Annotated in this window: 21 protein-coding genes; 8 read left to right on the top strand and 13 right to left on the bottom strand. The window is 71.2% G+C overall.

What is annotated here, in order from left to right; translation table 11 throughout:
- Positions 1 to 22: 22 nt before the first annotated feature.
- The 4 genes from VF632_RS26085 to VF632_RS26070 all read right to left on the bottom strand — a co-directional run bounded on the left by VF632_RS26085 (position 23) and on the right by VF632_RS26070 (position 4,691).
- Positions 23 to 1,222 (bottom strand): glycosyltransferase family 4 protein, encoded by a 1,200-nt coding sequence (locus VF632_RS26085; RefSeq protein WP_331025883.1) that lies wholly within the window; start codon positions 1,220 to 1,222, stop codon positions 23 to 25.
- Positions 1,223 to 1,266: 44 nt separating this feature from the next.
- Positions 1,267 to 2,772 carry an MraY family glycosyltransferase gene (locus VF632_RS26080; protein ID WP_331025882.1) on the bottom strand — a complete coding sequence of 502 codons (1,506 nt, stop codon included), beginning with the start codon at positions 2,770 to 2,772 and terminating at the stop codon, positions 1,267 to 1,269.
- A gap of 334 nt (positions 2,773 to 3,106) precedes the next feature.
- Positions 3,107 to 4,036, bottom strand: coding sequence for a ribose-phosphate pyrophosphokinase (locus tag VF632_RS26075; protein ID WP_331025881.1), 930 nt, complete (start codon positions 4,034 to 4,036; stop codon positions 3,107 to 3,109).
- A gap of 61 nt (positions 4,037 to 4,097) precedes the next feature.
- Positions 4,098 to 4,691: a hypothetical protein gene (locus VF632_RS26070; protein WP_331025880.1), complete on the bottom strand. Its 594-nt coding sequence runs from the start codon at positions 4,689 to 4,691 to the stop codon at positions 4,098 to 4,100.
- Positions 4,692 to 5,218: 527 nt separating this feature from the next.
- Here VF632_RS26070 and VF632_RS26065 point away from each other — a divergent pair.
- The gene (locus tag VF632_RS26065) at positions 5,219 to 6,007 is read left to right on the top strand and encodes an FRG domain-containing protein (protein WP_331025879.1); all 789 of its coding nucleotides are present in this window, start codon (positions 5,219 to 5,221) and stop codon (positions 6,005 to 6,007) included.
- A complete protein-coding gene (locus VF632_RS26060; protein WP_331025878.1) occupies positions 6,008 to 6,871 on the top strand; it encodes an AAA family ATPase in 864 nt (287 codons plus the stop codon).
- Here the strand turns inward: VF632_RS26060 and VF632_RS26055 are convergent.
- From VF632_RS26055 to trpC, 7 genes are read right to left on the bottom strand one after another with little or no spacing between them, the layout of a single operon-like run.
- The gene (locus tag VF632_RS26055; protein WP_331025877.1) at positions 6,864 to 8,981 is read right to left on the bottom strand and encodes a methyl-accepting chemotaxis protein; all 2,118 of its coding nucleotides are present in this window, start codon (positions 8,979 to 8,981) and stop codon (positions 6,864 to 6,866) included. The genes VF632_RS26060 and VF632_RS26055 overlap by 8 nt on opposite strands.
- Positions 8,978 to 9,793, bottom strand: coding sequence for a tryptophan synthase subunit alpha (gene trpA, locus VF632_RS26050; RefSeq protein WP_331025876.1), 816 nt, complete (start codon positions 9,791 to 9,793; stop codon positions 8,978 to 8,980). Before trpA ends, VF632_RS26055 begins: the two co-directional genes overlap by 4 nt.
- Positions 9,771 to 11,243, bottom strand: coding sequence for an HD-GYP domain-containing protein (locus tag VF632_RS26045; protein ID WP_331025875.1), 1,473 nt, complete (start codon positions 11,241 to 11,243; stop codon positions 9,771 to 9,773). The genes trpA and VF632_RS26045 overlap by 23 nt, the downstream gene beginning before the upstream one ends.
- Entirely contained in the window at positions 11,240 to 12,922 is a 1,683-nt protein-coding gene (locus tag VF632_RS26040) for a HEAT repeat domain-containing protein (protein WP_331025874.1), read from the bottom strand. The genes VF632_RS26045 and VF632_RS26040 overlap by 4 nt, the downstream gene beginning before the upstream one ends.
- A gap of 39 nt (positions 12,923 to 12,961) precedes the next feature.
- The gene (gene trpB / locus VF632_RS26035; protein WP_331025873.1) at positions 12,962 to 14,179 is read right to left on the bottom strand and encodes a tryptophan synthase subunit beta; all 1,218 of its coding nucleotides are present in this window, start codon (positions 14,177 to 14,179) and stop codon (positions 12,962 to 12,964) included.
- Positions 14,179 to 14,841, bottom strand: coding sequence for a phosphoribosylanthranilate isomerase (locus VF632_RS26030; protein ID WP_331025872.1), 663 nt, complete (start codon positions 14,839 to 14,841; stop codon positions 14,179 to 14,181). Before VF632_RS26030 ends, trpB begins: the two co-directional genes overlap by 1 nt.
- Positions 14,838 to 15,644 carry an indole-3-glycerol phosphate synthase TrpC gene (gene trpC, locus VF632_RS26025; RefSeq protein WP_331025871.1) on the bottom strand — a complete coding sequence of 269 codons (807 nt, stop codon included), beginning with the start codon at positions 15,642 to 15,644 and terminating at the stop codon, positions 14,838 to 14,840. The genes VF632_RS26030 and trpC overlap by 4 nt, the downstream gene beginning before the upstream one ends.
- A 93-nt stretch (positions 15,645 to 15,737) precedes the next feature.
- Here trpC and lexA point away from each other — a divergent pair, with 93 nt between their 5' ends.
- Together lexA and VF632_RS26015 are read left to right on the top strand one after the other, a co-directional pair.
- On the top strand, positions 15,738 to 16,361 hold the full coding sequence (lexA, locus tag VF632_RS26020; RefSeq protein ID WP_331025870.1) for a transcriptional repressor LexA: 624 nt from the start codon (positions 15,738 to 15,740) through the stop codon (positions 16,359 to 16,361).
- Positions 16,362 to 16,371: 10 nt separating this feature from the next.
- Complete coding sequence (locus tag VF632_RS26015; RefSeq protein WP_331025869.1) at positions 16,372 to 16,641, top strand: hypothetical protein; 270 nt, start codon at positions 16,372 to 16,374, stop codon at positions 16,639 to 16,641.
- Between the two features lie 326 nt (positions 16,642 to 16,967).
- On the opposite strand, the gene trpD is transcribed toward VF632_RS26015, so the two are convergent.
- Together trpD and VF632_RS26005 are read right to left on the bottom strand one after the other, a co-directional pair.
- On the bottom strand, positions 16,968 to 18,014 hold the full coding sequence (gene trpD / locus VF632_RS26010; RefSeq protein ID WP_331025868.1) for an anthranilate phosphoribosyltransferase: 1,047 nt from the start codon (positions 18,012 to 18,014) through the stop codon (positions 16,968 to 16,970).
- Positions 18,015 to 18,024: 10 nt separating this feature from the next.
- Positions 18,025 to 19,248: a GAF domain-containing protein gene (locus VF632_RS26005; RefSeq protein ID WP_331025867.1), complete on the bottom strand. Its 1,224-nt coding sequence runs from the start codon at positions 19,246 to 19,248 to the stop codon at positions 18,025 to 18,027.
- A 573-nt stretch (positions 19,249 to 19,821) separates the two neighbouring features.
- Here VF632_RS26005 and truA point away from each other — a divergent pair.
- The 4 genes from truA (at position 19,822) to VF632_RS25985 (ending at position 24,480) form a co-directional block, all read left to right on the top strand.
- Complete coding sequence (gene truA, locus VF632_RS26000) at positions 19,822 to 20,631, top strand: tRNA pseudouridine(38-40) synthase TruA (RefSeq protein ID WP_331025866.1); 810 nt, start codon at positions 19,822 to 19,824, stop codon at positions 20,629 to 20,631.
- A gap of 12 nt (positions 20,632 to 20,643) precedes the next feature.
- Positions 20,644 to 21,042 (top strand): VOC family protein, encoded by a 399-nt coding sequence (locus VF632_RS25995; protein ID WP_331025865.1) that lies wholly within the window; start codon positions 20,644 to 20,646, stop codon positions 21,040 to 21,042.
- A gap of 14 nt (positions 21,043 to 21,056) precedes the next feature.
- Entirely contained in the window at positions 21,057 to 22,493 is a 1,437-nt protein-coding gene (gene purB / locus VF632_RS25990; RefSeq protein ID WP_331025864.1) for an adenylosuccinate lyase, read from the top strand.
- Between the two features lie 427 nt (positions 22,494 to 22,920).
- A complete protein-coding gene (locus VF632_RS25985) occupies positions 22,921 to 24,480 on the top strand; it encodes a carboxypeptidase M32 (protein ID WP_331025863.1) in 1,560 nt (519 codons plus the stop codon).
- The last annotated feature ends 398 nt before the right edge of the window (positions 24,481 to 24,878 follow it).

Raw genomic sequence — 24,878 nt, 5'->3', positions numbered from 1 at the left:
AGATCGGCGGACGGGGCGCGGCCTAGTGGTTGAGGAGGGAACGATACAGCGGAGACAGCGCCGACGCGAGCCGCGCGCGGTCGAAGCGGCGCACGGCCGTCTCGCGGCCCTGGCGGGCCAGAGTGGAGCGGAGCATCTCGTCGGTAGCGAGCTGGCGGATGGCGCGGGCCAGGCCGTTCACGTCCCCCGGCGCCACCGCCAGCACGTCGTGGCCGGGGGAGATGATCTCGGCCGCACCGCCGGCCGCGCTGGCGATCACCGCCCGGCCGCAGGCCATGGCTTCGGCGATCACCAGCCCGAACGGCTCCGGCTGGGTGCTGGCGTGCACCACCACGTCCAGATCACGCATGGCTGCCGCCGGGTCGCCGACGAAGCCGGTGAATCCCACGCGGTCCGCGATCCCCAGCTCCGCCGCCAGCCGCCGCAGGCCGTCCACCGACACCTCACTCCCCTGCGTGCGATAGATCCCGCCCCCGACGACGTACGCCCGCAGCGGGATCTCGCGCGGAACGCGGGCGACGGCGCGCAGGAACTCCGCGTGGCCCTTCCACACGCCCATGGTGGCGACCAGGCCCACGCTCACCGTCCCCACCGGCTCCGGCGGCATCCCCGCCGCCCGGTGCAGGGCCAGCGTGGGCCCGTCGGGCGTGAACCGGCGAAGGTCGACTGCGTTGTGGACCGTCTCCACGCGCAGGGCCGGCCCCAGCACGGTGCGCGCGTCCTTGGCGACAGCGTCGGAAACCGCTACCGCCACCGCGCATCGCCCGGCGGAGCGCCGCAGCAGGCCCGACATCGCGCGGCGGGTGGAGACGAAATCGTGAAGGTGCCAGACAACGGGCGTGGCCCGCGAGGCGGCCCAGGCGCCCAGCAGGTGCATCTTGAAGCCGTTGGTGTGTACCACGTCGGCCCGCGCGCGCCGCAGCAGAAGCGCCAGCCGCGCGACGTACGCCGCCGCCCCGGGGCCGGCCGCGGCCATGCCGCCGAGGAGGCGCAGCGTTCCGCCCGCACCCGCGTCTCCCAGCGCAGCCAGCCCACGGGGGAAGGGGAGCACGTGCGCCTCCACGCCCAGCGCCCGAACGCGCTCCAGCAGCGGCCCGTCCTCTCCCGAGACCAGGGTGAGCGGCCACGAGGGCTCGGCGGCGCGCAGGCTGGCCAGCACGTCCAGCAGCACGCGCTCCGCCCCGCCCAGCGCGCCGGACGCGCTGAGGTATGCGACGCGCACCGGGCCGGGAGCGGGGTGGTCGATGACGGGATCGGGCGGAGGGATCAGGCCGAGGCGCCCGACGGCGCGGGGCCGAGATGGCCGAGCGAGACGCCGCCCGGAGCCGGAAGCCGCGTGCGCGGGCCGGTGAGCCAGCCGCGAACCGCGGCGGCTAGCACGCGCGCCGTGCGGTCGGCCGTCAGCAGGCGCAGGTCGTCGGGCGCCTCGGTCCACACGCGCAGCACGTACGGATCGGCGTTGGGGTGGTTCAGCTCCACCGGGCACTCCAGCTTCCACGCGCCCGCCGCCACGGCCCCGGGCAGCACCGACCGGGCGCCCACTGGCGACGACTCGCGGCAGACCGTCGCGAAGAGCAGGCCCAGGCCCTCGGCGTTGTCGCCCAGGATCGCCTCGATGTGCTCCATGGACTCGGCGCGGGCCAGCACCTGCGCCACGTCGCGGGCGTGGATCTGGTCGCGGATGCTCTGGCGGATGCCCCGCATCCCCGAGTGCAGCACCGCGCCGGCCTCCACGAACTCGTAGTAGCCCAGCAGCTTGATGCTGGCCAGCAGCAGCACCATCGACAGCGCGGCGCCGCCCAGGGCCACGGCCGCCACCAGCGACGGGGGCCCGAACGCCAGCAGGACGCCGAACACGGCGAGCGCAGCGGCCAGCAGGTACATCAGCACGACGGCGCGCACGTGGGTGACTCCCACGGCCAGCAGCCGGTGGTGAAGGTGGCGCTCGTCGGCCCCGAACACGGGCGTGCCCCGCAGCCAGCGCCGCACGATGGCGAGCAGCGTGTCCATGATGGGAAGCGCCAGCACCAGCACCGGCACCGCCACCAACACGGCCGCGGCGCTCTTGGTGCTCCCGTGCACCGACAGCACCGCCAGCATGAAGCCCACGAACATGCTTCCCGAGTCTCCCAGGAAAATGCGCGCGGGGCGAAAGTTGTAGCGGAGGAAGCCCAGCAGCGCGCCGCCCAGGGCGGCGCACGCCATGGCCACCTCCAGGTTGCCCAGCATCAGCGCCACGGCCAGCGTGGTGCACAGCGCGACCAGGCCGATCCCGGTCGCCAGGCCGTCCAGCCCGTCGATCAGGTTGAAGGCGTTGGTAACGCCCACGATCCACAGCAGCGTCAGCGGCAGCGCCAGGGCGGCGGTGTCGAGCGTGGCGCCCGCGAAGGTGATCCCGTCGATGCGAAAGCCGCACGCGTACGCCACCACGGCGGCGGTGCACTGGGCCAGCAGCTTGGCCGAGGGGCGAAGGTTGTACAGGTCGTCCAGCAGGCCCACGGCGAACATCAGCGATCCCGCCAGCAGCACGCCCACGAAGAACCGGTCCGGCCCCGCGCCCGCGGCGTTCACCCCCGGCCCCAGCACGGCCGCCACGATCCCCGCCGACGTGGCCAGCCACACGGGTATTCCCCCCAGCCGCGGCACCCGCCGCGCGGGCGAGTCGCCGCGCACGTGCCCGTACAACCCGTGGGCCGTAACCACCCGCACGATGGCCGGTGTCACCAGCAGCGCCGCCAAGGCGGCCACGGCAAAGACAAGGAGGATGGGCAAGGTGAGTCGCGTGTGGCGGCTAAGGGACGGGGATGGAGGATCAAGCGGCGCCCGCAGGGGCGCAAACCGAACCCTCGCAACCACTTAGAGTAACCCTGGAAGACAGCGCCGGTCAAGCCCCGGCTAGATCTGCTTCCGCTCTCGGTAGCAGGTAACTAGTGCACGAGAAAGGCCACTCCGCGACGCGCATGTTCCCATCCGGGAACATGCGCGCTAACCTATGACGATGCTTGATGTTGGATCGTCACTCACCCCCGGGATTGAGGCACCTGCGCGGCAGAAATTCCCATGCACGCTGCACGGACCGTGTCGTATCGCCGTACGACGTTCGATTTCAGAACAGCTCTTCCAGCGATTCGTCCGAGGCGAGCTTGCGGAGGGCGCCGGCCAGCAGCCCCGCAACGGAGACCACTCGCAGGACCCCGCCCTCGTCCAGCTCCTGGGCGATGGTGTCGGTGACGCACACCCGCTGGACGCCCGCGTCCGTCAAGCGCGCGATGGCGTTGCCCAGGAGCAGCCCATGCGTGGCCGCCACGTGAAAGCCCGCGGCACCGGCGTCGCGCAGCGCCTGCACGCTCTCCACCAGCGTTCCGCCGGTGGAGATCATGTCGTCGATGATCAGGCAGGTGCGCCCTTCCACCTCGCCCACCAGGTGCGTGACGCGCGTTTCGCTTCCGCTCTCCCGGCGCTTGTGAAGCACGGCGAGCGGCAGGTCCAGGCGCTGGGCATATTCGGTCGCCAGCTTCACCCGTCCCGCGTCGGGCGAAACGACGACGGCGTCGGCGGGAAGCTCGCCCCGCATGGCGGCGCACAGGGTGGGAACGGCGGTGAGCGTGTCGAAGGGGCCGGGGAAGAAGCCTTCGATCTGGGTGGTGTGAAGGTCGATGGTCAGCACGTGGTCGATGCCCGACGCCTTCATCAGCAGGGCCACCATGCTGGCGGTGATGGGCTCGCGCCGGCCGTGCCGCTTGTCGGAGCGCGCGTAGCCGTAGTACGGAAGCACCGCGTGAATGCGCCCCGCGGCCGCGCGCCGGCAGGCGTCGGCAAAGGCGAACAGCTGCATCACGTTGTCGTTCACCGGCGGGCAGGTGGGCTGCAGCAGGTACACGTCGTTGCCGCGCACCGACTCCAGCAGCCGCACGGACGTTTCGCCGTCGGGAAAGCGCTCTACACTGCACGTTCCCAGCGGCATCCCCACCTGTTCCGACACCGCGCGGGCCAGCTCCGGATTCCCACTCCCCGCGAAGATCACGCACTCCCGCATCCCACGCTCCGTGCACGAGTTTTCCCACCGGGCCCGATCGGCCGCCCCAAGATACCGCGGGTCAGGTCACGGCGGCGAGTACGCGGCGCATCGTGTTCCCCAGCACCTCGTCGCGGCCGTCCAGCACATCCTCCTTCGCCACCGCGAGCAGCCCCTTGATCACCGCCGTGCGGCTTTCGATCCCCATCCTCGCAGCTGCTTCATCCACGCGGACCACCAGCTCCGCCGGAACGCGAACCGACAGTTCGTGGTCTCCCGGCGCATTCAGCAGGTCGTTGCCCAACGCCTCCTTCACGCGCAAGGCGAGCGCCGAGTCGGAAGCGAATTCGGAAAGAAGGAACCGCACCACCGCGGAGGTGGACGGCTGCGACCGGGATCCCTCGTCCGCGAGGAGCAGCAGGACGTCTTCCAGGTGCCGCGGCACCCGCGCGTTCACCGTGACCGTCGCGCGCTTGAAGCCGGCCCTTAGCCGCGGACTCGATTGTGCTGGAATCATGGCGATTTCGTCGCATTCACAGCAGACTGCGACGAGGACGTCAGGGATGTTCACGCCCGGGTCCAGTTCCACCACGCGGCGACGGAACGCGACGTCCTTGATCCGCTCGCACAACGGGCAGAGCGCGGTCGAGAGATCGCCCTCTTTCCAGATCTTCATCTAGACCTCCGCGGGATGTACGCTCATGAGAATCCATTGGCCCTGATCGGCGTGGTAGTAGGCCTTCACGTACCACCGTACCCCCCGCCACTCGGGGAAGAACTCATGGACCCGAACGCCTGGCTCGGTTACGAGGCCGCTCTCACGGTGCTGCGTTCCGTTGCATCGGAGCAGCATGGCCTGGACATCCACAGGCGAAACTCTGCCGTGTTGAAGCCAGTTCTTCGTGTATGCCTCTCTCCTGGGCCAATGGCCGCAGGCGTCGTCTCCAATCGCCGCTGCCAGCCCGGCCCGAGCGTCCCCGAAACCCATCCCGTACCCGCCCTGAATGTATGGCATATGTCACGCAACGTCAACGCGTCGCCGCGTCCGAGTGACGTGCATACTAATCCGTTCGGGGCACGTGTCCAGTTTGTTCTTTTCACGCCACGGACGACACTGTTTGCGCGTTGCTGGCCCGTGCGTACGCTTGTTGCCGGGTGTGGGTGGGGGAGGAGAACGGACGGGGTCCCAAGGAGGGCGTGAGGATGTCGGAAATCCGGGTTTCGGACTGGACCGAGCTGAACGAGCAGCTGTACCAGAACGCCTACAACGAGCAGATCGGGCGCATCCGCTCGTCTTACGTGTTCCGCGGCGTGTCGCAGGCGGACTACGCGCTCACCACCAGCCTGTGCCGGCTGGGGGGCGACTTCGCGCGGATGGAGCAGCACCTGCTGCGCAACTTTCGCAAGTACGCGCCGCGGAAGGGGCACGAGGCCGACTCCATCTGGAACTGGATGGCGCTGGGGCAGCACCACGGACTCCCCACCCGCCTGATGGACTGGACCTTTTCGCCCCAGGTGGCCATGCACTTCGCCACGGCGCGGCTGGACCAGTTCGGCGCCGACGGGGTGATCTGGGCGTTGAATTTCGGGGCGGCGCACGCGCTGCTCCCCAAGACCCTCCGCGACGAGATGGAGGCCGAAGAGGCCGACGTGTTCACCGTGGAAATGCTCCAGCGCCGCGCGCAAACGCTGGAGGAGTTCGATTCGCTTGCCGACGAGGACTTCGTGGTGTTCTTCGAGCCGCCCTCGCTGGACGAGCGGATCGTCAACCAGTACGCCGTCTTCGCGTTGATGTCGAGCCCCGAGGCGAAGCTGGAGGACTGGCTGGAGAAGCACCCGGACGTGTTCCGGAAGATCGTGATCCCGGCCGAGCTGAAGTGGGAGGTGCGCGACAAGCTTGACCAGGCCAACGTCACCGAACGGGTGCTGCTCCCCGGCCTGGACGGCCTGAGCGCCTGGCTCAAGCGCTACTACAGCCCGCGGTGCCCCTGAATGCGCCTGGAAGCGGATGTTGCCGAGAGGAACCCGGCCGCACCGGATCCGCCTCCAGCCCTGCGGACGACCGAGCATCCCGTGCCGGAGATGGAGATCGCCGATGACGCGCTGGTGATCCTCGTCGGCCCGTCCGGCTGCGGGAAGAGCACCTTTGCCCGCACGCGCTTCCCGGCGAACGAGATCGTGTCGTCGGACGAATGCCGCCGGATGGTGTCGGACGACGAAGGCAGCCAGGCCGCGAGCCGTGCGGCGTTCGCCGTGTTCGACGCCCTCGTGTACGGCCGCCTGGCCCACGGCCGCAGGGCCGTCGCCGACGCCACGAACCTGGCGCCGTGGAGCCGAGAGCGGCTGCGTGAGATGGCCGCCAAGCACGCACGCCCGGTGGTGGCCATCGCCTTCGACGCGCCGCTGGACCTGTGCGTCGCCCAGCAGGCATCGCGCGAGCGCCGCGTGGCCGATGACGTGGTGGAACTGCATCATGCGCACATGCAGCAAGCCCTCGCCGAGCTCCCCGGCGAGGGCTACACCCACCTGTACATCGTCCGACCGAAGATGAAGCCCGAGCCGAGCGGACCTGCCTATCGATACGGGGATTTCCCGGGGCTGTTCTGGGATCTCCAGAAAGACGTGGAGATCGACCCCGAGAACCCGTCCGTGATCGCTCGCGTGCTGCAGGAAGGCGATAGCAAAACGGTGTGGAAGCTCATCCCCCCGGAAACCCTGATCCGCCGGTTTCCCGAACTGGTTCTTCCTGACAACGTGCGCGCGTCCTGGGCGATCATGATCGACAAGATCAAGGAAGGCCGGACTGCCGACGAATGGAGCGGAACCACCACCACGCAGGTACGTCCGATCAGGTAACTTCCTGCAGACGCGCGATGTAGCCGGTGAGGCGCTCGGAAACCTCGCCGAGCGACCTGGTGGCGCGCTCGATCTCTTCCAGCGTCTGCGCCTGCAGGCGCGCCGCTTCGGCGACCACGGTGGCGCCCTCCCCGTTGGCGTCGGCGATGCTGGCGACGGCGGCGAACTCGTCGCGCAGCCCCGCCACCCGCTGCCGCTGCTCGTCGGCCCGGCCGGCCATGCGCGTGGTCAGCCCCTCGGCGGCCTCGGCGGCGGCCACGATGCGGTCCACCGACTCCAGCGCCGCCCGCGACAGGTCGCCCACCCCCGCCAGCCGCGCCGAGCCCTGCTCCATGCGCTCCAGCGCCGACCCCATCTGCCCGCGCACCCCATCCACCATGTCGCGCGCCTGCACCGCCGCGCGCTCGGTGTCGTCCGCCAGCTTCCTCACCTCGTCGGCCACCACCGCGAAGCCGCGTCCGTGCTCGCCCGCGCGCGCCGCCTCGATGGCCGCGTTCAGCGCCAGCAGGTTGGTCTGCTCGGCGATGGCGCGAATGGTTTCCACGATGGTCGCGATCTGCGCCGACGTCCCCGCCAGCGCCGCCAGCTCGCGTCCCTCCTCGTCGACGAAGTCGCGAAGCGTCACCAGCCGCCCGATGGCCTCGACGATCGCCCCGCGGTTCTCCGAGGCAAGGCGGCGGGTGTCGCGGCTGGCGCCGGCCGTCTCGCCCGCGTCGCCCGACATGGCGTCGGCGGAGCGGGCCAGCTCTTCCGTCAATCCCAACCCGTACGCCGTGCGCCGCCCCTGGTCGGCGATCCGCTGGCGGATGTCGGCGGCGGTGGCGGCCACGGCCTGGCCGCTTTCGCGCAAGCTGGAAAGCCGCCCGCCCAGCGTGCGGAGGGCGCCGTCCATCTCCCGCGCGCTTTCCGTCATCGGCCGCACCAGCCCATCCAGCTGAAGCGCCAGGGCCAGCTGCCGCGAGAACCGCTCGATCAGGCGCAGCTCGGCGATGCCGTACACGTCGGGGCGGTGGTGCCCCACCTCCAGCAGCCCCAACGCATTGCGGCCGTACGACAGCGGGTGGATGACCAGGGAGCGCACCGGCACCGAAGCGGGCACCCGTCCCTCGCGTGCCGTGTCGGCCGAAATGAACGGCTCGCCCGATCGGAATACCTCCAGCCGCACGGGATGCAGCTCGTCGAGCCCCTCGGGGTCCGTGGCCAGCGGGTGCACCAGCACCAGGTCGCCGCCGCGCACCGCATAGACGTGAAGCCAGCTCCACTCGATCAGCCGCCCCGCCATCTCCTCGATGCGCGCCATCGACTCAGTCAGCGGCATTCCGGCGGTGATGACGGCCTCCATCGCCGCCACCTTGCGCAGCTCCTCCGACGAGATGGCCTCGGCCACCAGCATGCGGGCCAGCAGACCGGCGAAGGCCACGAACACGATCATGGCGAAGGTGCCCCACGACCGCGACACCGCGAACGCCGCAGCAACCCCCAGCGTGCCGATCACCCCCAGCACCGCCGACACGATCTCGTAGCGCAGCAGGACGTTGCGCTCGGAGGTGGTGAGCTTGCCCCGGAAGAGGAGCGAAAAGTAGAACAGGCCGCGCGAGGCGAAGAAATAGCCCAGGAAGTAGGCCAGCAGCGCGGGAAGGCCCTCGATGGAGAGCGCGGGGACGAGGCCCTCGCCCGGGGCGGGCGCGGGAAGCCCCGCGGAGCGCGACGCCAGGGCGTACACGCCGGCCCCGGCCGCCGCCGCCAGTGCCTCGCGCCCGGCGTTGACGCCCGCGGGAAACCACAGCTTCCGCCGCGCCAGGTCGCCCGCGGCCGTGCCGGCCCAGGCGGCCACCACGGCCGCGGCCGGCTGCCCCAGCAGCGTCAGCGCGCCGACCGGCACCACGGTCATGGTGACGTAGGCGAACTTGGAAAGCGGCACCGCGCCCTGGCGCAGCGCCGCCACGGCCACCAGCCCGGCCAGCGCCGCCCACAGCGGCGCGGACCCGGAGCCCCGGGCCACGGCGACGGCAGCCGCCAGCGCGGCGGCGGCGCCCAGCCACAGGAGCACGCGGGCGTACGCCGCGAGCACGCGCCCCGCGCGGGGGGCGGCCTGCGCGGGAGCGTTCACGCGGCGCGCGCTCCCTCGACCGCCTTGCGCAGCGCGCGGACGAAGGCGACGCCCTCGTCCACCCCGCCCGTCCGCAGTGTTTCCACCAGCGCGCTCCCCACCACCACCCCGTCGGCCACGCGCGCCACGGTGGCCGCCTGCTCGGGGGTGCTGATGCCGAAGCCGACGGCCACGGGCACCGGCGTGAGCGCCCTCACCTCTTCTACCTCGCGGGCCAGCCCGGCCTGCAGCTCCTGCCGCGCGCCGGTGACCCCGGTGCGCGACACGTAGTACAGGAAGCCGCGCGCGGCGGCGGCGATCTCCCGGGCACGCGCCGGGGTGGTCGTCGGCGCCAGGAGGCGCACCAGGTCCAGCGGCGACGCGGCGAAGCGCGACTCGATGCCGGCGTCGGCGCCCACGGGCAGGTCCGTCAGCAGCACCCCCTGCGCACCCGCCGCCGCCGCGTCGGCCAGAAAGCGGTCGACCCCGTGGTTCAGCACGGGGTTCAGGTAGGTGAACAGCACCACCGGCGTGTCGCGGCGGGCGCGGAAGGCGGCCAGCGTCTCCACCACCCAGGGGAGCCCCACCCCCTGCTCGATGGCCTCGAACGACGAGCGCTGGATGGTGGGCCCGTCGGCCAGCGGGTCGCTGAACGGCACGCCCAGCTCGATGATGTCGGCGCCGGCGTCGGCCAGGCCGTCCAGGATGGCGGCGGTGTCGTGCTTCCGCGGGTGTCCGGCGGTGACGTAGGGGATCAGGGCGGCGCGTCCCTCCGCGCGGGCGGCGGAAAACGCGCGGGAAAGCGAACGATCAGACGAAGAAGTCGCCGGCATGGATTCCGTACCGCTCCGGGTCGGTGGTCTTGATGATGGTGCGCAGCGGCTTGCCCGTCGCGGGGTCCAGCTCGGAAAGGTCGTACGTGAGGGGCGGATCCACCCGCACCCCGAACCCGTCGAACACCACCTGCACGATGGGCTGGTGAAGCGCCTCGGGCCGGGGATTGCGGGCCGTGACCAGCGCCAGCTCGAAGGAGTCGAGGATGACGGCGCTGCCCACGGGGTAGATGCCCGTCATGCTGATGAACGCCTTGACCAGCAGCGGGTCGAAGCCTCGCTCCGGGTTGTCGCGCATCTCCTGCAGCACCTTTTCCGGCGGCCACGGCTGGGCCTGGTAGCTGCGCTTGGTGGTGGCCGCGTCGAAGCCGTCGGCGATGGCCACGATGCGGCTGAACACCGTGGGGTTGCGCGGGCGGATGGAGCGCGGGTAGCCGGTCTGGTCCACCTTCATGTGGTGCTCGTACGCCATCAGCATGGCGCGCAGGGGGAGCTCGGCCAGGCCGCGCATGTCGAACAGCTGCAGCAGCCCCTCGGCCGGGTGCTCCTTGAGCACGCCGAACTCGGCTTCGGTCAGCGGCCCGGCCTTGTTGATCAGGTCCACCGGCATGCGCACCTTGCCCACGTCGTGGAGGAGCGCGCCCAGCCCCAGCTCGTACAGCTGGCTCTTGTGGAAGCCCAGCTTCTTGCCCAGCGCGACGGAAAAGATGCACACGTTCACCGAGTGGGTGAAGGTGTACTCGTCGTAGTCGCGCAGGCTGGTGAGGCCCATGATGCTGGCCTCGTTGCTCAGCACCTGGTCCACGATGGACTGCACGGCGCGCTTCACGGGGCGAAGGCTCACCCCGCGCCCCATCCGCAGCCCCGTCATCACCTCGCGGGCTACGGCCACCGTCTGCGCGTAGGCGCGCTTGGCCATGCGCCGCGCCTCGTCGTCGCGCGGGTCCGGCTCGCTTTCGCGGTCGGGCGCCACCGACAGGTGAACGACCGAGGTGCGCTCCAGCCGCTCCAGGAACGCGCCGAAGGGGTCGTCGCCCCCGGGCGCGGTGTTCACCACGGCCAGGAACGCCGTCCACTCGGGCGCGGTGACGCCGGCGGCCACCTCCACCTCGCCGATGCCGTGCCCCGCCAGCGCCCGCCCCACCGCGCCATAGGTGGCGTAGCTGTGAAGGTCGATGCGCAGCCGCAGGTCGTTGACGAAGAAGAAGTCGCCCACGAAGCGCAGGGTGATGTGCTCCTCCACCCCCAGCAGTTCCAGGGTGATGGATTCCAGCTCGCCCAGCGAGTTGACCACCGCCTGGTTCTCCAGCGGGTACAGCTGGAGCGAGCGCAGCGCGGCGGCGATGGCGAACAGGAGGTCGCGGCCGCGGCGCTGAAGCCCGCGCTCGTCGGGGGAGGCGCCGCCGCCCGGAAAGGCGCGCGGCGCGGCGGAAAGGGTCTGCTCCGTCATGGCTGCTTGATCGCGCGAAGGGCGCGGCCCACGGCACTGCGGACCACGGGGTCGGCGTCCGCAGCGGCGGCGGCCAGCGCCTTTTCGGAGGCCGGGTGCCGGACGCGGCCCAGCCCCAGCGCGGCGCAGGCCCTCATCTCTCCCGTCTCGCGCCGGCCCAGCCAGCTCTTGCCGTTGAGGACGCGGTCCAGCAGCGCCACCGACTCGGCCCCGGCGAGCGCTCCGTACGCCTCGAAGAAGGCGATGCGCTCCGTCAGCTCCGATTCGCGCAGCCGCCGCGAGTCCAGCACCTGCTCCAGCCGTGCCCGGGCGGGGGCCCAGCGCAGCGCCGCCAGGGCCCGGGCGGCGGCCACCCGCACGTCGCGGTCGGCGTCTTCCAGCACCGTTTCCAGCGCGCCGCTCCCCGTGGGCGAGCGAAGCTCCTGCAGTGCCTCGACCGCGGCCAGCCGCACGCGGGCGTGTGCATGGGCCAGCAGCCCGGCTAGGTCGGGCCCGCCCTCCACCACCTTCAGCCGCCCGATCAGCCGCGCGGCCCCCGCGGCCACGTCGGGGTCCGGGTCGGCCGCCAGGGGGCGCAGCGCGGCGGGGGTGACGGACGCCAGCCGCTCGGCCGCGGCCAGCAGCGCCGCGCGCGACCCGAGCGTCGCGCTGCACTCGCCCGCCTTCAGCAAGGGGCCCAGCGCCTCGGGGGGAAAGAACGCCAGCAGCGCGGACAGCTGCTCGCGGTCCAGCGCCTCGCCCTCCTGCTCCACGATGCGCGCCAGCTCCCCCACCGTTTCCGCCTGGGCCAGCTGCGAGAACAGGCCCCGCATCGCCCGCAGCACCGCCGGGCCGAAGCGTCCCGCGGTGGCGGTCTTCACCAGCTCGGCCAGCATGTACGCCGCCGTGCCCAGCCGCGCCGCCCCCAGCAGCGTGGGAAGGATGTCGCCGCAGATGCCGATCACCTGCTTCTGGCGCTCCGGCGTCCCGTCGTCCAGCCGGTCGAAGAGGGCGTTCAGGACGTCGATCCACAGGTCGCGCCCCATCTCGCGATGCAGCTCCGCCTCCAGGCGGCGCATCTCGCCCTCGTCCAGGAAGTACAGCGCCTCCTGGAAGTCCTCGGTCGAAACGCTCCTGGAGGGCTCAGGGTCCTCGCGCGGCGAACGCGGCGCGCGCGAGGCGGTCTGGCCGGAAGCCTCGGGCGTCTTCACCCCCTCGGCCGCCGGCTCCACGTACCGGTAGCGCAGGCACTCCCAGTCGTGGTCCCACAGCAGCGTGAGCAGGTCTTCCTCGTCGGCGCGCAGCCGGTGGGCCCGGGCCAGCAGCGACACGAAGCGGTCCAGGTCGTCGCCCTCGAACCCCGGCTGAAAACTCAGCTCGCGGATGCCGTCGCGGTACAGCAGGAAGGCCAGGTTGTCGCGCTCCTCGCCCGTGTAGGCGGCGGCCCCCTCCCACAGGATCTCGCGCTCCTCGATCTGCACGCGCAGGAACGGAAGCCGGTTCCACAGCCCGCCCATCCGCTCGCGCAGCGACTCGACGAAACGATCCAGCGAGGGCGACTGGCCCTCGTACAGCAGGTGCGTGCGCAGCGCCTTGGCGAAGCCGCGCACCACTTCCTGAACATCCGCGCGCACCGCGGCGTCGCCGTCCCCGTGCGGGGCGGCGGCGTACGGGGCGGGATGGAGCAGGGTGTCGGTCATGGAGCGGAGATGAGGATGGTACGGCGGGGCGCGGCCGGGTCAGCGGGCGCCGGTCATGTCGGCGACCTGGGCCACGTCCTTGTCGCCACGGCCGGAAAGACACACCACCACGGGGCCGGCGTCCTTCCAGCGGGCGCCGTCGCGCAGCACGTAGGCGATGGCGTGCGCCGACTCCAGCGCGGGGATGATCCCCTCCAGCCGCGCCAGCCGCCCGAAGGCGTCCAGCGCCTCGGCGTCGGTGATGGAGGTGTACCGCGCGCGGCCGGCGTCCTTGAGGTACGAGTGCTCCGGCCCCACGCCGGGGTAGTCCAGCCCGGCCGAGATGGAGTGCGCCGCCGCCACCTGCCCCGCCTCGTCCTGCAGCAGGTAGCTCAGGCAGCCGTGCAGCACCCCCGGCTTGCCGGCGGTCAGCGTGGCGGCGTGGCGGGGCGTATCCACCCCGTCGCCCGCGGCCTCCACCCCCACCAGCTCCACCCCCTCGTCGCCCACGAACGGGTGGAACATGCCGATGGCGTTGGAGCCGCCGCCCACGCAGGCGACCACCGCGGCGGGGAGGCGCCCCTCCACCTCCAGGAACTGCGCCCGCGACTCGCGCCCGATGACGGACTGGAAGTCCCTGACCATGCGGGGGTACGGATCGGGGCCCACCACCGAGCCGATGATGTAGTGCGTGTCGCGGACGTGGGTGACCCAGTGGCGGATGGCCTCGTTCGTGGCGTCCTTGAGGGTGCGCGTGCCGCTGGACACGGGGCGCACCTCGGCGCCCAGCAGGTTCATGCGGTACACGTTCAGCGCCTGCCGCCGGACGTCTTCCTCGCCCATGTAGACGATGCACTCCATCCCGAACAGCGCGCACGCCGTGGCGGTGGCCACGCCGTGCTGCCCCGCGCCCGTCTCGGCGATGATGCGCGACTTGCCCATCCGCCGCGCCAGCAGCACCTGCCCCAGCGAGTTGTTGATCTTGTGCGCGCCGGTGTGGTTCAGGTCTTCGCGCTTCAGGTACACCCGCACGCCCCCCGCTGCCTCGCCCAGCCGGTCGGCCCGGTACAGCGGCGTAGGCCGGCCCACGAAGTCGCGCCACAGGGCCCCCAGCTCGTCCCAGAACGCCGGGTCGGCGGCGGCGTCGCCGTACACGCCGATCAGCTCGTCGAGCGCGGTGACCAGGGTTTCGGGCACGAACCGCCCGCCGAAGTCGCCGAACCGCCCGGACATCCCGTCCGCCCACGCGGCACCCGCCGCACCTGCCTCGAACGCCATCAACGCACCTGCTTGAAGGAAAGAGATTGCACCTGCTCGACGAAGGCCCGCACCGCGTCCGGATCCTTGACCCCCGGCGAAACTTCCACCCCGGAGCTCACGTCCACCACGTGGGGACGAAGGATCGTCGCGGCCTCGGCCACATTGTGCGGCGTCAGCCCGCCCGCGGCCACCAGCCGCATCCCGGGCGGAAGCTCGCCCAGGCGCTCCGCCACCTCGGCCCAGGGAAAGCGGGTGCCCGTGCCGCCGTGTGCCGCCGGGCTGTACCCGTCCAGCAGCAGCGCGTCCACGGCGCCCGCGTACCGCCGCACCGCCCGGGAAAAGTCGTCCGCCCCGCGCGCGCGGACCGCCTTCCACACTTCGTACCCCGCGGTGCGCATTCGGTCCGCCAGTTCGGGCGGCTCGTCGCCGTGCAGCTGAAGGACGTGCAGGCCGGCCTCCCGGGCGTTCGCGAGAAGCTCGTTCTCGCCCGCGTCCACGAACACGCCCACGCGCTTGGCCGGTATGCCGCCAAGTATAACGTTTGCGCGCCCCGCCGTCACGGTTCTTTTTCCGCCAGGCGCAAGGATCACCCCCAGGTACGCTGCCCCCACCGTGGAGGCAACTGCAGCATCTTCTGGCCGCATCAGGCCGCACACCTTCACGGCGGGCGGCCAGGTCATGCGGGGCGCGCCCCGGCGGCCTTCGCGCGGCCGGCCAGCGCGGCGGCGGCGGCGGCCACGTCGGGCTGGCGCATCAGCGATTCGCCCACCAGGATGGCGTCCACCCCGGCGGCGCCCAGCCGGTCCACGTCCGCCGCCGTGCGTATCCCGCTTTCAGCGACATAGGTGACGGATTCGGGTACTCGGGCCGCCAGTTCCAACGACAATTCCAGGCGGGTGGCAAAGGTGTCGAGGTCGCGGTTGTTCACCCCCACCAGGGTGGCCCCTGCCGTCAGCGCCCGGTCCAGTTCCTCGGCCGTGTGCGCCTCCACGAGCGCGTCCATGCCCAGCTCGCGCACCAGGGCGTGCAGGTCTTCCAGCAGCGGCTGCTCCAGGATGCGGGCGATCAGCAGCACCGCGTCGGCCCCGGCGGCGCGCGCCTCCCACACCTGCACGGGGTCGATCACGAAGTCCTTGCGGATGATGGGCAGCGCCACCGCCGCATGGACGGCGCGAAGGGCCTCCAGGTCACCCCCGAAATAGTCGCGGTCGGTGAGAACGGAGAGCGCCGCCGCGCCCCCGGCGGCGTACGAGCGGGCGATCTCCGCGGGATCCGCCCCGGGGCGAATGTCGCCGGCCGAGGGGGAGCGCCGCTTGACCTCGGCCAGCAGGCGCACTTCGGCGGGGTGCTTCAACGCGGCCGCGAACCCGCGCGGGGGCTGCGCCCGGCGTGCAATGTCGCGGTATTCGGCAAGCCGCGGCGAGGTGGCTTTCACCTCGCCGCGCTTGGTTTCTACGATGCGATCCAGGATGCTTGCACTCAAAGTTTCACCAGAACCTTGCGCTTCGGTTTGCGTTCGGGCATATTGCTTCGGTACCTGTTCGGACGGCACACCCGGAACCCAGTGGAGAGGCGGATGGCGCTCACCAAGAAGCAGCGGCAGATCCTCGACTACGTCGAGAGCTTCGTCGAATCGAACGGCTACTCGCCGAGCTACGAGGAGATCGCGGACCACTTCGGCTACAACTCGCTGGCGACGGTGCACGAGCACCTCACCAATCTGGAGCAAAAGGGCTTTCTCCGGAAGAACTACAACAAGAGCCGTTCGCTGGAGATCGTCCGGGCCGACCTCCACGCCCCCGCGCTGGAGCTGCCGCTGAAGGGCGAGGTGGCGGCGGGCCTGCCCATCGAGGCGGTGCCCGACGGCATGGAAGAGACGGTCACCGTACCGCACGACATGGTGCGCCGCGGCGAGAACTACGTGCTGCGGGTGCGGGGCGACTCCATGATCGAGGAGCAGATCCGCGACGGCGACTACATCATCGTCAACTCGCGCCAGACGGCGGAGAACGGCGAGATGGTGGTGGCGCTGGTGTCGGACGGAACGGTGGGCGGCTCGGCGACGGTCAAGAAGTTCTACCGCGAGGCGGGCAACCGCATTCGCCTGCAGCCGGCGAACGAGACCATGAAGCCCATGTACTTTCCCGCGGACGCCGTGGCGATCCAGGGGATCGTGGTGGGCGTGATCCGCAAGTACTGATCAGGTGACCATGGACGACGTCCGGCCGGCTGGCGGGCGCGTTCGCCGGGCCTGCACCGGCCCCGCCCTCGGGCGGCTGGCACGGGTGCGGGTCCGGGCCGATCTTCGCCCGGCGCGTGCCGGGCGCCACGTGAAAGGGAGTGCCATGAAGTCCGAGGCTTCGGTGCTGTTCGTGGTGGGAAAGCTGGGAAAGAACGACAAGCGGATGATGGTGCTCGACGACAAGACGCCGCCGCCCATCCCCGGCCCCTTCGAGCTGCGCGCGGTCTTTTCGCGGTAAAGAGGCGGAATTCCGCGCTCTGCCGGTGGGACGGGCGAATGAATTCGCTGCAACAAATACACGAAATCCACCTTCGTGGATTGGCTTGTTTTCGTGTGAACCGGGCTGTGTGGCGCGCCCGGTGGTCGGTGTAGTCAAGCCCCGACACGGGCCGCTCGCGCGCTCGTTCGGGGCTTCAACATCACGCGTCCAAGGCTGCCGAAGCGCGGGCGAATTCTCCCCTCTCCCGGCGCAGTTTGCCGGGGGAGGGGTCGGGGGAGGGGCCCGCCGCGGCATGCGCTGGCCTCCATCGAAACGCCCCGAATCCCCGTTTCCCTACCGCCTGCCTACCGCGTAGCGCGTCGCAGCGCCTCGAGCTTCGCGTACCCTGCCCCGGCCTCCAGCGATTCGTCCGCCAGGGCGACGCCGGCCACGAGCGACTCGGCCATTCCCGCGCAGTAGATGGCGGCGCCCGCGTTCAGCACCGCGGCCGCGCGCGCCGAGCCCCCGATCTCGCCCCGCAGCACCCCCTCGATCTTCCGCGCGTTGTCTTCGCGCTCCCCGCCCTCAAGCCCCATCGCGTCGAACCGGGGCCAGTCCAGCTCTTCCACCGGGTCGAAGGTGCGGCGGGTAATCTTCCCCCCATCCACCTCCAGGATCTCCGTGGTCCCCAGCGGGCTCAGCTCGTCCATCCCGGGCTGGCCATGCACCACCAGCGCCCGTTCGTGCCCCAGCTCCAGCAGGGCGCCCGCGATCAATTCCAGCAGCGCGGGGTCGCTCACCCCCACCACTTGCCGCCGCGCGCCGGCAGGGTTGGTCACGGGGCCCAGCACGTTCATCACGGTCGGCATGGCCAACTCGCGGCGGATGGGGCCCACGTGGCGCATGGCCGGGTGGTGAAGGGGCGCGAACATGAACACGATTCCGCACTCCTCCAGCACGCGCGCCTCACGCTCGGGGTCCAGCTCCAGCCGCACGCCCAGCGCCTCCAGCACGTCGGCGCTGCCGCAGCGCGAGGTGAAGCTGCGGTTGCCGTGCTTGGCCACGCGCACTCCCGCGCCGGCCGCCAGCAGCGCCGCGGCGGTGGAGATGTTGAAGGTGGTGAGCGCGCCCCCGCCAGTGCCGCAGGTGTCCACCAGCCCCTCGGGCGCGGTAACGACCGGCACCATGGCGCGGCGCAGGGCACGTACGCCGCCCGCCACCTCCTGGGGCGTGGCGCCGCGCACGCGGATGGCCACCAGCAGCGCGGCCATCTGCACGGGCGAGGCTCGCCCCTCCATCACCTCGCTGAAGGCGCGCTCGGCCTCTTCCGCGGTCAGGGGGCGCTCGGTGGCGCGGCGGACCAGCTCCGCGAGGTCGGCGTCGAGCAGGGCCCGGGGATCGTCAGCAGTCATGGACGGTGGGTCAGGCGGCGGCGTTGTCGAACAGCCGCTCCGAAAGGCCCGCGTGGTCGGCGAGAAGCGCGACGCACAGCGAAACCAGCCGAAGCTGCTCCAGTTCGGCGTCGTCGACGGTGCCGGAGCGAAAATTGGTGAGGTTCAGCACGCCCAGCAGCCGCCCGCGCGAAACCAGCGGCAGCGACACGAAGGCGTCGGTGGTGTACCAGTCGTCGCGCATCAGCGCCGACCCGTCGCCCTCGTGCGGGTCGCGCACGACGAGCGGGGTGCGCGTGTGCGCCACCTGTCCGGAAATGCCGGAGCCCAGCGGAATCCGCACGAGGTCGGCGTCCACCTCGGGGGGCAGCCCCACCGCGGCGCCCAGCCGAAGCTCGTGCTCGCCGTCCGCGCCGTGCACCAGCAGCAGCGAGCAGCGCCCCCCGCCGAACGCCTCGGCCACGGTGCGGACGATCTCCCCGGCCAGCTCACGGGGCTGCATCCCCGCGGCGTTCTGCTCCAGCAGCTTGCGCAGCAAAAAGATGACGCGCGTCTGGCGCTGGTGGCGGCCCGCGCGCCGGTCCAGCTCCACGTGGGCGTCCATCAGCAGCTCGGTGGCGCCGCCCGCCGCGCGCTCCAGCGCCTCTACCCGTTCGCGGGTGCGCTCCACCTCGGCGCGCGCGTCGGCGATGGCCCGCTCGCTTTCCTTGAGCCGCTCCACGACGGAATCCGCCAGGCCCACGGGCGCGCCGCCGTCGAGCAGCGCCGGCGATTCGCGCAGCGCCCGGGCGCGGGCGAGCGCCATTTCCAGCACGTCGCCCGCGGCGGGAACGGAGCCGTCATCCGTCTTGCGGGTGAAGCTGAACCGGCGCGTTTCGGTGACCAGGAGCACGCCCATCAGCGCCCCGTCGTGGGCGATGGCGCGCACGCGGATCCACGCGCGCTCGGGGTCCAGCCCCGGGATCAGGTCGCGCAGCACCCACACCGGCGCCGAGTCCGCCGGGCGCAGCGGGCGGTCGCCGCCAGCGTCGTCCATCAGCAGCGAGTGCAGGCGCGCGGGCTCGATCTCGATCGCCGCCTCGTCCACGGTGCCCCCATCCGCCAGCGTCCAGCGCCGCACGAGCACGCCGCGCGAGGCGTCGTACTCCGCGTACGCCACGCGGCGCTCGCCCTTGTGCCCCGCCAGGACGGGGAGCAGGCGCCGCAGGACGGTTTCGGTGTCGACCGCGTCGTGCAGCCGAACGGGGAACAGCATGGCGCCGGAGTTGGACAAAGGGTGGATCGTTGTGCGCGGAAAGGAGTTCGGAATGCTACCGGGGCGGGGTGCGGGTGTCAATCGGGGAGGCGGGAAGTGTGGGAGTACGTGAGTGCGTGAGTGCGAAAGTGCGAAGGTACGTGAGCCGCGATCGAAGTGCTCCTCTCTCCCGCGCAGTTTGCGGGGGAGAGGCCGGGAGAGGGGGACCCCGCAGCGTGAGCGAGCTCGGCTGACCCCCGTCCGAAGTTCTCCCCTCTCCGCACAGCAGTACCGTGCGGGGAGGGGCCGGGGGAGGGGCCCCAGTGGTGGTGCGCAGAAACTGATGCCGCTTAAAACTCGAACCACGCATGACGGAAGTGGTCGCCCCACATGCCACGCGTCCCTGGCTCCCGACGACCATCCGCGCGTCTCTCCTCATGTCTGGCGGATGCCTCTGCTCGCAATGTCCGACGGCGCGGTGTCGGGTGTGGTGTGGCCGGCCTCTCGCGATGGCATCGGGAGCCGGTTTTCACGATCGATGCGCCCATCGGCGCACTTTCGCGCGGGCGCGGCGGGGCCTAGCTTGGCGCCGCGATGAACATTCCCGAGCGGCGGCGAATCCGCCTTACGATCCACTACGACGGCCGCGCCTTTCACGGCTGGCAGGTGCAGCCCGACCAGCGCACGGTGCAGGGCGAGCTGGAGGTCGTGCTGGCCAAGCTGACCAACGGCCCCTGCCCCGTCATCGGCTCCGGGCGCACCGACCGCGGCGTGCACGCCACCGGGCAGGTGGCCGCCACCGACGTGCCGGGACGCTGGACGGCGCCCGCGCTGCGCCGCGCCATGAACGCGCTGGTTCCCGACGACGTGTGGATCGCCGACGCCGCCGAGGCGCCACCCTACTTCCATCCGCGCTACGACGCCACCACGCGGTCCTACGTCTACCGCGTGGGCCTGGCCGCCGAGGCCGATTCGCCCTTCCGCTCGCCCTGGTGCTGGCCCCTCGTGCGCCCCGTGGACCTGCTGGCGATGGAACGCGCGACGGAGCGCATCGTAGGCGAGCACTCGTTCAAAGCGTTCGCCAAGGCGGGGCAGGAAGAGCGCGGCGACCGCTGCACCGTCACCGAGGCGCGCTGGGCGCCGTGGGAGGGGATCGGGCTGGAGTTTCACATCAGCGCCAACCGCTTCCTTCACCACATGGTGCGCTACCTGACGGGGACGCTGGTGGACATCGGCCTGGGTCAGCGGCCGCCGGAGGTGATGGACGCGCTGCTGGCGAACGAGCCGGGGCTGGAAACATCGTCCCCCGCGCCTCCCGAGGGGCTGTTCCTGACCGGCGTCGCCTATCCGGCCGACGCGGGGACGAAGCCGCCGCGCAGGCGCGGGCCGCAGCTGGTGCCGTAGGTCGTCGTGTCGATGCAGACGATCGGCGCGGCGACCTTCGTCGTGCGCGACTACGACGAGGCCATCGCGTTCTTCACCACCGTGCTCGGGTTCGAGCTGGTGGAGGACACCGCGCTCGGCGCGGGGAAGCGCTGGGTGGTCGTGCGTCCCCGGGGGTCCACCGGGGCCGGGCTGCTGCTCGCGCGCGCCGCCACCCCCGAGCAGGAGGCTCGCGTGGGTGACCAGACCGGCGGGCGCGTCGCCTGGTTCCTGCACACGGACGACTTTTGGTGCGACCACCGCGCGTTCACGGAGCGCGGCGTGCGCTTCATCGAGCCGCCGCGCGAGGAAAGCTACGGAACCGTGGCCGTGTTCCAGGACCTGTACGGCAACCTGTGGGACCTGCTGGAGCTACGGCGCGAGCCGACCTGATCCCGAAAACGACGATGTCGATCGACCGATATTCCAATCCGCTGACCGAGCGATACGCCTCGGCGGAGATGTCGTACATCTTTTCGCCGAAGTTCAAATTCGGCACGTGGCGGCGGCTGTGGCTGGCGCTCGCCGAGGCCGAACGCGAGCTGGGGCTGCCGATTCCGGACGAGGCGGTCGCGGCCATCCGCGCGCACCTGGACGACTTCGACCTGAAGCGCGCGGCCGAGTTGGAGCGCCAGCTTCGCCACGACGTGATGGCGCACGTGCACCACCTGGGCGAGCAGGCGCCCGAGGCACGCGCCATCATCCACCTGGGCGCCACCAGCGCGTACGTCGGCGACAACACCGACCTCATCCAGCACCGCGAGGCGCTGAGGCTGGTCGCCCGGCGCATCGTCGCCACCGTCGCGGCCCTTTCCGGGTTCGCGCGGCGCTACCGCGACCTGCCCACGCTGGGGTTCACCCACTTTCAGCCGGCGCAGCCCACTACGGTCGGCAAGCGCGCGACGCTGTGGATCCAGGACCTGCTGCTGGACCTGGAAGAGGTGGAGTTCCGCATCCAGACGCTCCGGTTCCACGGCTCGCGCGGGACCACGGGCACGCAGGCCAGCTTCGTGGACCTGTTCGAGGGAGACGGGGAGAAGGCGGAACGGCTGACGCGGCTGATCGCCGAAAAGATGGGCTTCGAGCAGGTGTACGGCGTCGGCGGGCAGACGTATCCGCGCAAGGTGGACTACGGCTGCCTTTCGACGCTCTCGGGCGTGGCGCAGTCGGCGTCGAAGTTCGCCAACGACGTGCGCCTGCTCTCGCACCTGAAGGAGGTGGAGGAGCCGTTCGAGGAGCAGCAGATCGGTTCGTCGGCCATGCCGTACAAGCGCAATCCCATGCGCTGCGAACGGATCAACGCGCTGGCCCGTCACGCCATTGCGCTGGTGATCGACCCTGCGTTCACCGCCGCCAGCCAGTGGTTCGAGCGCACCCTGGACGACTCGGCCAACAAGCGCATCGCGGTTCCGGAGGGGTATCTCTCGGTGGACGCCGTGCTGCTGCTGATGCACAACGTGGCGTCGGGGATGGTCGTCTATCCGGAGATGATCCGGCGGCGGCTAATGGAGGAACTTCCCTTCATGGCCACGGAAAACCTGATGATGCGCGCCGCCAAGCGCGGCGGCGACCGCCAGGACCTGCACGAGCGGGTGCGCGTGCACAGCATCGAGGCGGGGCGCCAGGTGAAGCAGCACGGCCTCCCGAACGACCTGATGGACCGGATCGCGGCGGATGCGGCGTTCGGCGTTTCGCGCGAGGAGTTGGAAGAGGACCTGCGCCCGGAGCTGTACGTGGGCCGCGCGCCCGCCCAGGTGGACGAGTTCCTGAACGAGTGGGTCGCCCCCGTCCTCGCCCGCTACCCCGACGCCGTCGGCGAGGCCGCTCCCGAGCTTAAGGTGTAGGGTCCTCACCCGAGCCTGGCCAAGGACCCTCACCAGAGCCTCGCCAGGGGCCCTCACCCCACTTGGCACGGGGCCCTCACCTGACCGGGCACGGGCGACTGAAGTCGCTGCAACAAGGACACGAAGTCCGCCTGCGCGGACTGGCCTGCTCTCGTGTGAGCCAGAATTTGTCGCGCGCCCATTCTGTCATCCTGAGGCCCAGGCGCGCCCGGCCGAGCCGCGGCAGACCCGTCGCGGGCCGAAGGATCTATCCGAGGGCACGTAATGGCCAGAGCGCGGCAGCGGTCACTGATGCCGAGGCCTCGGCTGCCTTGGGGCCCTCACCCGGCCGCGCTGACACGCGTGCCACCCTCTCCCACAAACAGCGTGGGAGAGGGGGTACACACCGGGCTGACGCGCATCCATCAACCGAACCGACCGCGACCCGATGACCGATACGCTCCAGACGGCCTCCGCGCCCGAGGCCCAGGGCCAGACGCCGTACGACCAGCTGCTGCGCGAGATGCGCGACATCGCCACGCTGGGCTCCGTTTCCGCCACGCTGGGATGGGACCAGGAGGTGATGATGCCTCCCGCCGCCGCGGCCCTGCGCGGGGAGCAGGCGTCGCTCCTGTCGTCGCTGGTGCACGAGCGGCGCACCCGCCCCGAGCTGGGCGAGCTGATCGCCCGCTGCTTGGCGGACGCCGAGCTGATGGCCGACCCGGACGCGGCGGCCAACGTCCTCAACCTGGATCGCGACTACCAGCACGCGACCCGCCTGCCGATGGCGCTCGTCCGCGAGATGGCCGAGACCACCACGCTGGCGATGCACACCTGGCGCGACGCGCGGGAGCGGCACGACTTCGCGGCGTTCGCCCCCTGGCTGGAAAAGCTGATGGTGCTGAACCAGCGGACGGCCGAGCACGTGGGTGTGCCCGAGGGCGGAGAGCTGTACGACGCCTTGCTCGACAACTACGAGCCCGGAATGCGCGCCGCCGAACTGGACCGCGTGTTCGGTGAGCTGCGGGCGGGGCTGGTGCCGCTGATCCGCGAGTTGGGGGAGAGCGGCAACCGTCCCGACACGTCGTGGATGAACATCCCGCTCTCCGTCGAACGGCAGGAGGCGTTCAATCGAAGCGTCGTGGAGCGGATGGGGTTCGACTTCAGCGCCGGGCGGCTGGACGTGTCCACCCACCCGTTCTGCGAGGGCGCCGGCCCCGGCGACACGCGCCTGACCACGCGCTACGACGAGGCGCAGTTCCTGAGCGCGCTGCACTCCAGCATGCACGAGGTGGGGCACGGGCTGTACGAGCAAAACCTGCCCAAGGCCGAGCGATTCGGTCAGCCCCTGGCCGAGGCCGCCAGCATGGGCATTCACGAAAGCCAGTCCCGGATGTGGGAAAACCTGGTGGGGCGCGGCCGGCCCTTCTGGGAGTGGGCCCTGCCCCGCCTGCAGGCGCAGGCGGGGAGCGAGGCCATCTCGGCGCTGGACGCGGAGACGGTGTTCCGCGGGCTGAACGTGGTCGAGCCCAACCTGATCCGCATCGAGAGCGACGAGGCCACGTACAACCTTCACATCATGCTGCGCTTCGACCTGGAGCGCGCCATGCTCAAGGGCGACTTGGCCGTGCGCGACCTCCCCGGCGCCTGGAACGAGCGCATCCGGAGCGACCTGGGGCTGACGGTGCCCGACGACGCGCGAGGCGCCATGCAGGACATCCACTGGTCGATGGGTGCCGTGGGCTACTTTCCCACCTACGCGCTGGGCAACCTGTACGCGGCGCAGCTGTGGGAAGCCATTGGCGAGGCCATCCCGGACCTCGACGCCCAGCTCCGGGCGGGCGAGTTCGGCGATCTGCTGGCCTGGCTGAAGACGAACGTGCACGCACACGGCCGGCGCTACACCGCGCCCGAGCTCTGCCAGCGCGCCACCGGCCGCCCGCTGAGCCCCGCGCCGCTGCTGGCCAACCTGCGCGGCAAACTGCGGGCGGTGTACGGGCTGGAGTAGGCCCCTCCCCTGTCCCCTCCCCGCACGGTACTGCTGTGCGGAGAGGGGAGAATCCGAACCCACCGCCGCAAACCTGTCATCCTGAGGCCCAGGCGCACCGAACCGACCCGTAGCACACCCGTCGCGGGCCGAAGGATCTAGCCTGAGGCACTTCTAAGGCTGGGCGCGGCAGCGGCAGGGAACCCTGGGACTCCGGAGTCGGAACTCGGGACTCGGGGCCCTGGTTGTGGAGCCGCCTCAGGTCTGCACGGGCGAATGAATTCGCTGCAACGACCACACGAAGTCCGCCTGCGCGGACTGGCTTGCCTTCGTGTGAGTGGAAGGGTGTGGCCCGCCCTGGGTGCACTACAAACGCGGCGACCCTCCCCGGCGCCGGGGAGGGTCGATTGCTGTTAGCG

The sequence above is a fragment of the Longimicrobium sp. genome, from assembly GCF_036388275.1.
Taxonomy (GTDB): Bacteria; Gemmatimonadota; Gemmatimonadetes; order Longimicrobiales; family Longimicrobiaceae; genus Longimicrobium.
This window is presented reverse-complemented; position numbering and strand designations above follow the sequence as displayed.

Excerpts from the sequence above, each read along its gene's own strand:
- VF632_RS26075 (WP_331025881.1), bottom strand. The coding sequence starts at position 4,036 with ATGCGGGAGTGCGTGATCTTCGCGGGGAGTGGGAATCCGGAGCTGGCC.
- VF632_RS26070 (WP_331025880.1), bottom strand. The coding sequence starts at position 4,691 with ATGAAGATCTGGAAAGAGGGCGATCTCTCGACCGCGCTCTGCCCGTTG.
- VF632_RS26065 (WP_331025879.1), top strand. The coding sequence starts at position 5,219 with ATGTCGGAAATCCGGGTTTCGGACTGGACCGAGCTGAACGAGCAGCTG.
- VF632_RS26060 (WP_331025878.1), top strand. The coding sequence starts at position 6,008 with ATGCGCCTGGAAGCGGATGTTGCCGAGAGGAACCCGGCCGCACCGGAT.
- trpA (WP_331025876.1), bottom strand. The coding sequence starts at position 9,793 with ATGCCGGCGACTTCTTCGTCTGATCGTTCGCTTTCCCGCGCGTTTTCC.
- VF632_RS26045 (WP_331025875.1), bottom strand. The coding sequence starts at position 11,243 with ATGACGGAGCAGACCCTTTCCGCCGCGCCGCGCGCCTTTCCGGGCGGC.
- VF632_RS26040 (WP_331025874.1), bottom strand. The coding sequence starts at position 12,922 with ATGACCGACACCCTGCTCCATCCCGCCCCGTACGCCGCCGCCCCGCAC.
- trpB (WP_331025873.1), bottom strand. The coding sequence starts at position 14,179 with ATGGCGTTCGAGGCAGGTGCGGCGGGTGCCGCGTGGGCGGACGGGATG.
- VF632_RS26030 (WP_331025872.1), bottom strand. The coding sequence starts at position 14,841 with ATGACCTGGCCGCCCGCCGTGAAGGTGTGCGGCCTGATGCGGCCAGAA.
- lexA (WP_331025870.1), top strand. The coding sequence starts at position 15,738 with ATGGCGCTCACCAAGAAGCAGCGGCAGATCCTCGACTACGTCGAGAGC.
- VF632_RS26015 (WP_331025869.1), top strand. The coding sequence starts at position 16,372 with ATGGACGACGTCCGGCCGGCTGGCGGGCGCGTTCGCCGGGCCTGCACC.
- trpD (WP_331025868.1), bottom strand. The coding sequence starts at position 18,014 with ATGACTGCTGACGATCCCCGGGCCCTGCTCGACGCCGACCTCGCGGAG.
- VF632_RS26005 (WP_331025867.1), bottom strand. The coding sequence starts at position 19,248 with ATGCTGTTCCCCGTTCGGCTGCACGACGCGGTCGACACCGAAACCGTC.
- truA (WP_331025866.1), top strand. The coding sequence starts at position 19,822 with ATGAACATTCCCGAGCGGCGGCGAATCCGCCTTACGATCCACTACGAC.
- VF632_RS25995 (WP_331025865.1), top strand. The coding sequence starts at position 20,644 with ATGCAGACGATCGGCGCGGCGACCTTCGTCGTGCGCGACTACGACGAG.
- purB (WP_331025864.1), top strand. The coding sequence starts at position 21,057 with ATGTCGATCGACCGATATTCCAATCCGCTGACCGAGCGATACGCCTCG.
- VF632_RS25985 (WP_331025863.1), top strand. The coding sequence starts at position 22,921 with ATGACCGATACGCTCCAGACGGCCTCCGCGCCCGAGGCCCAGGGCCAG.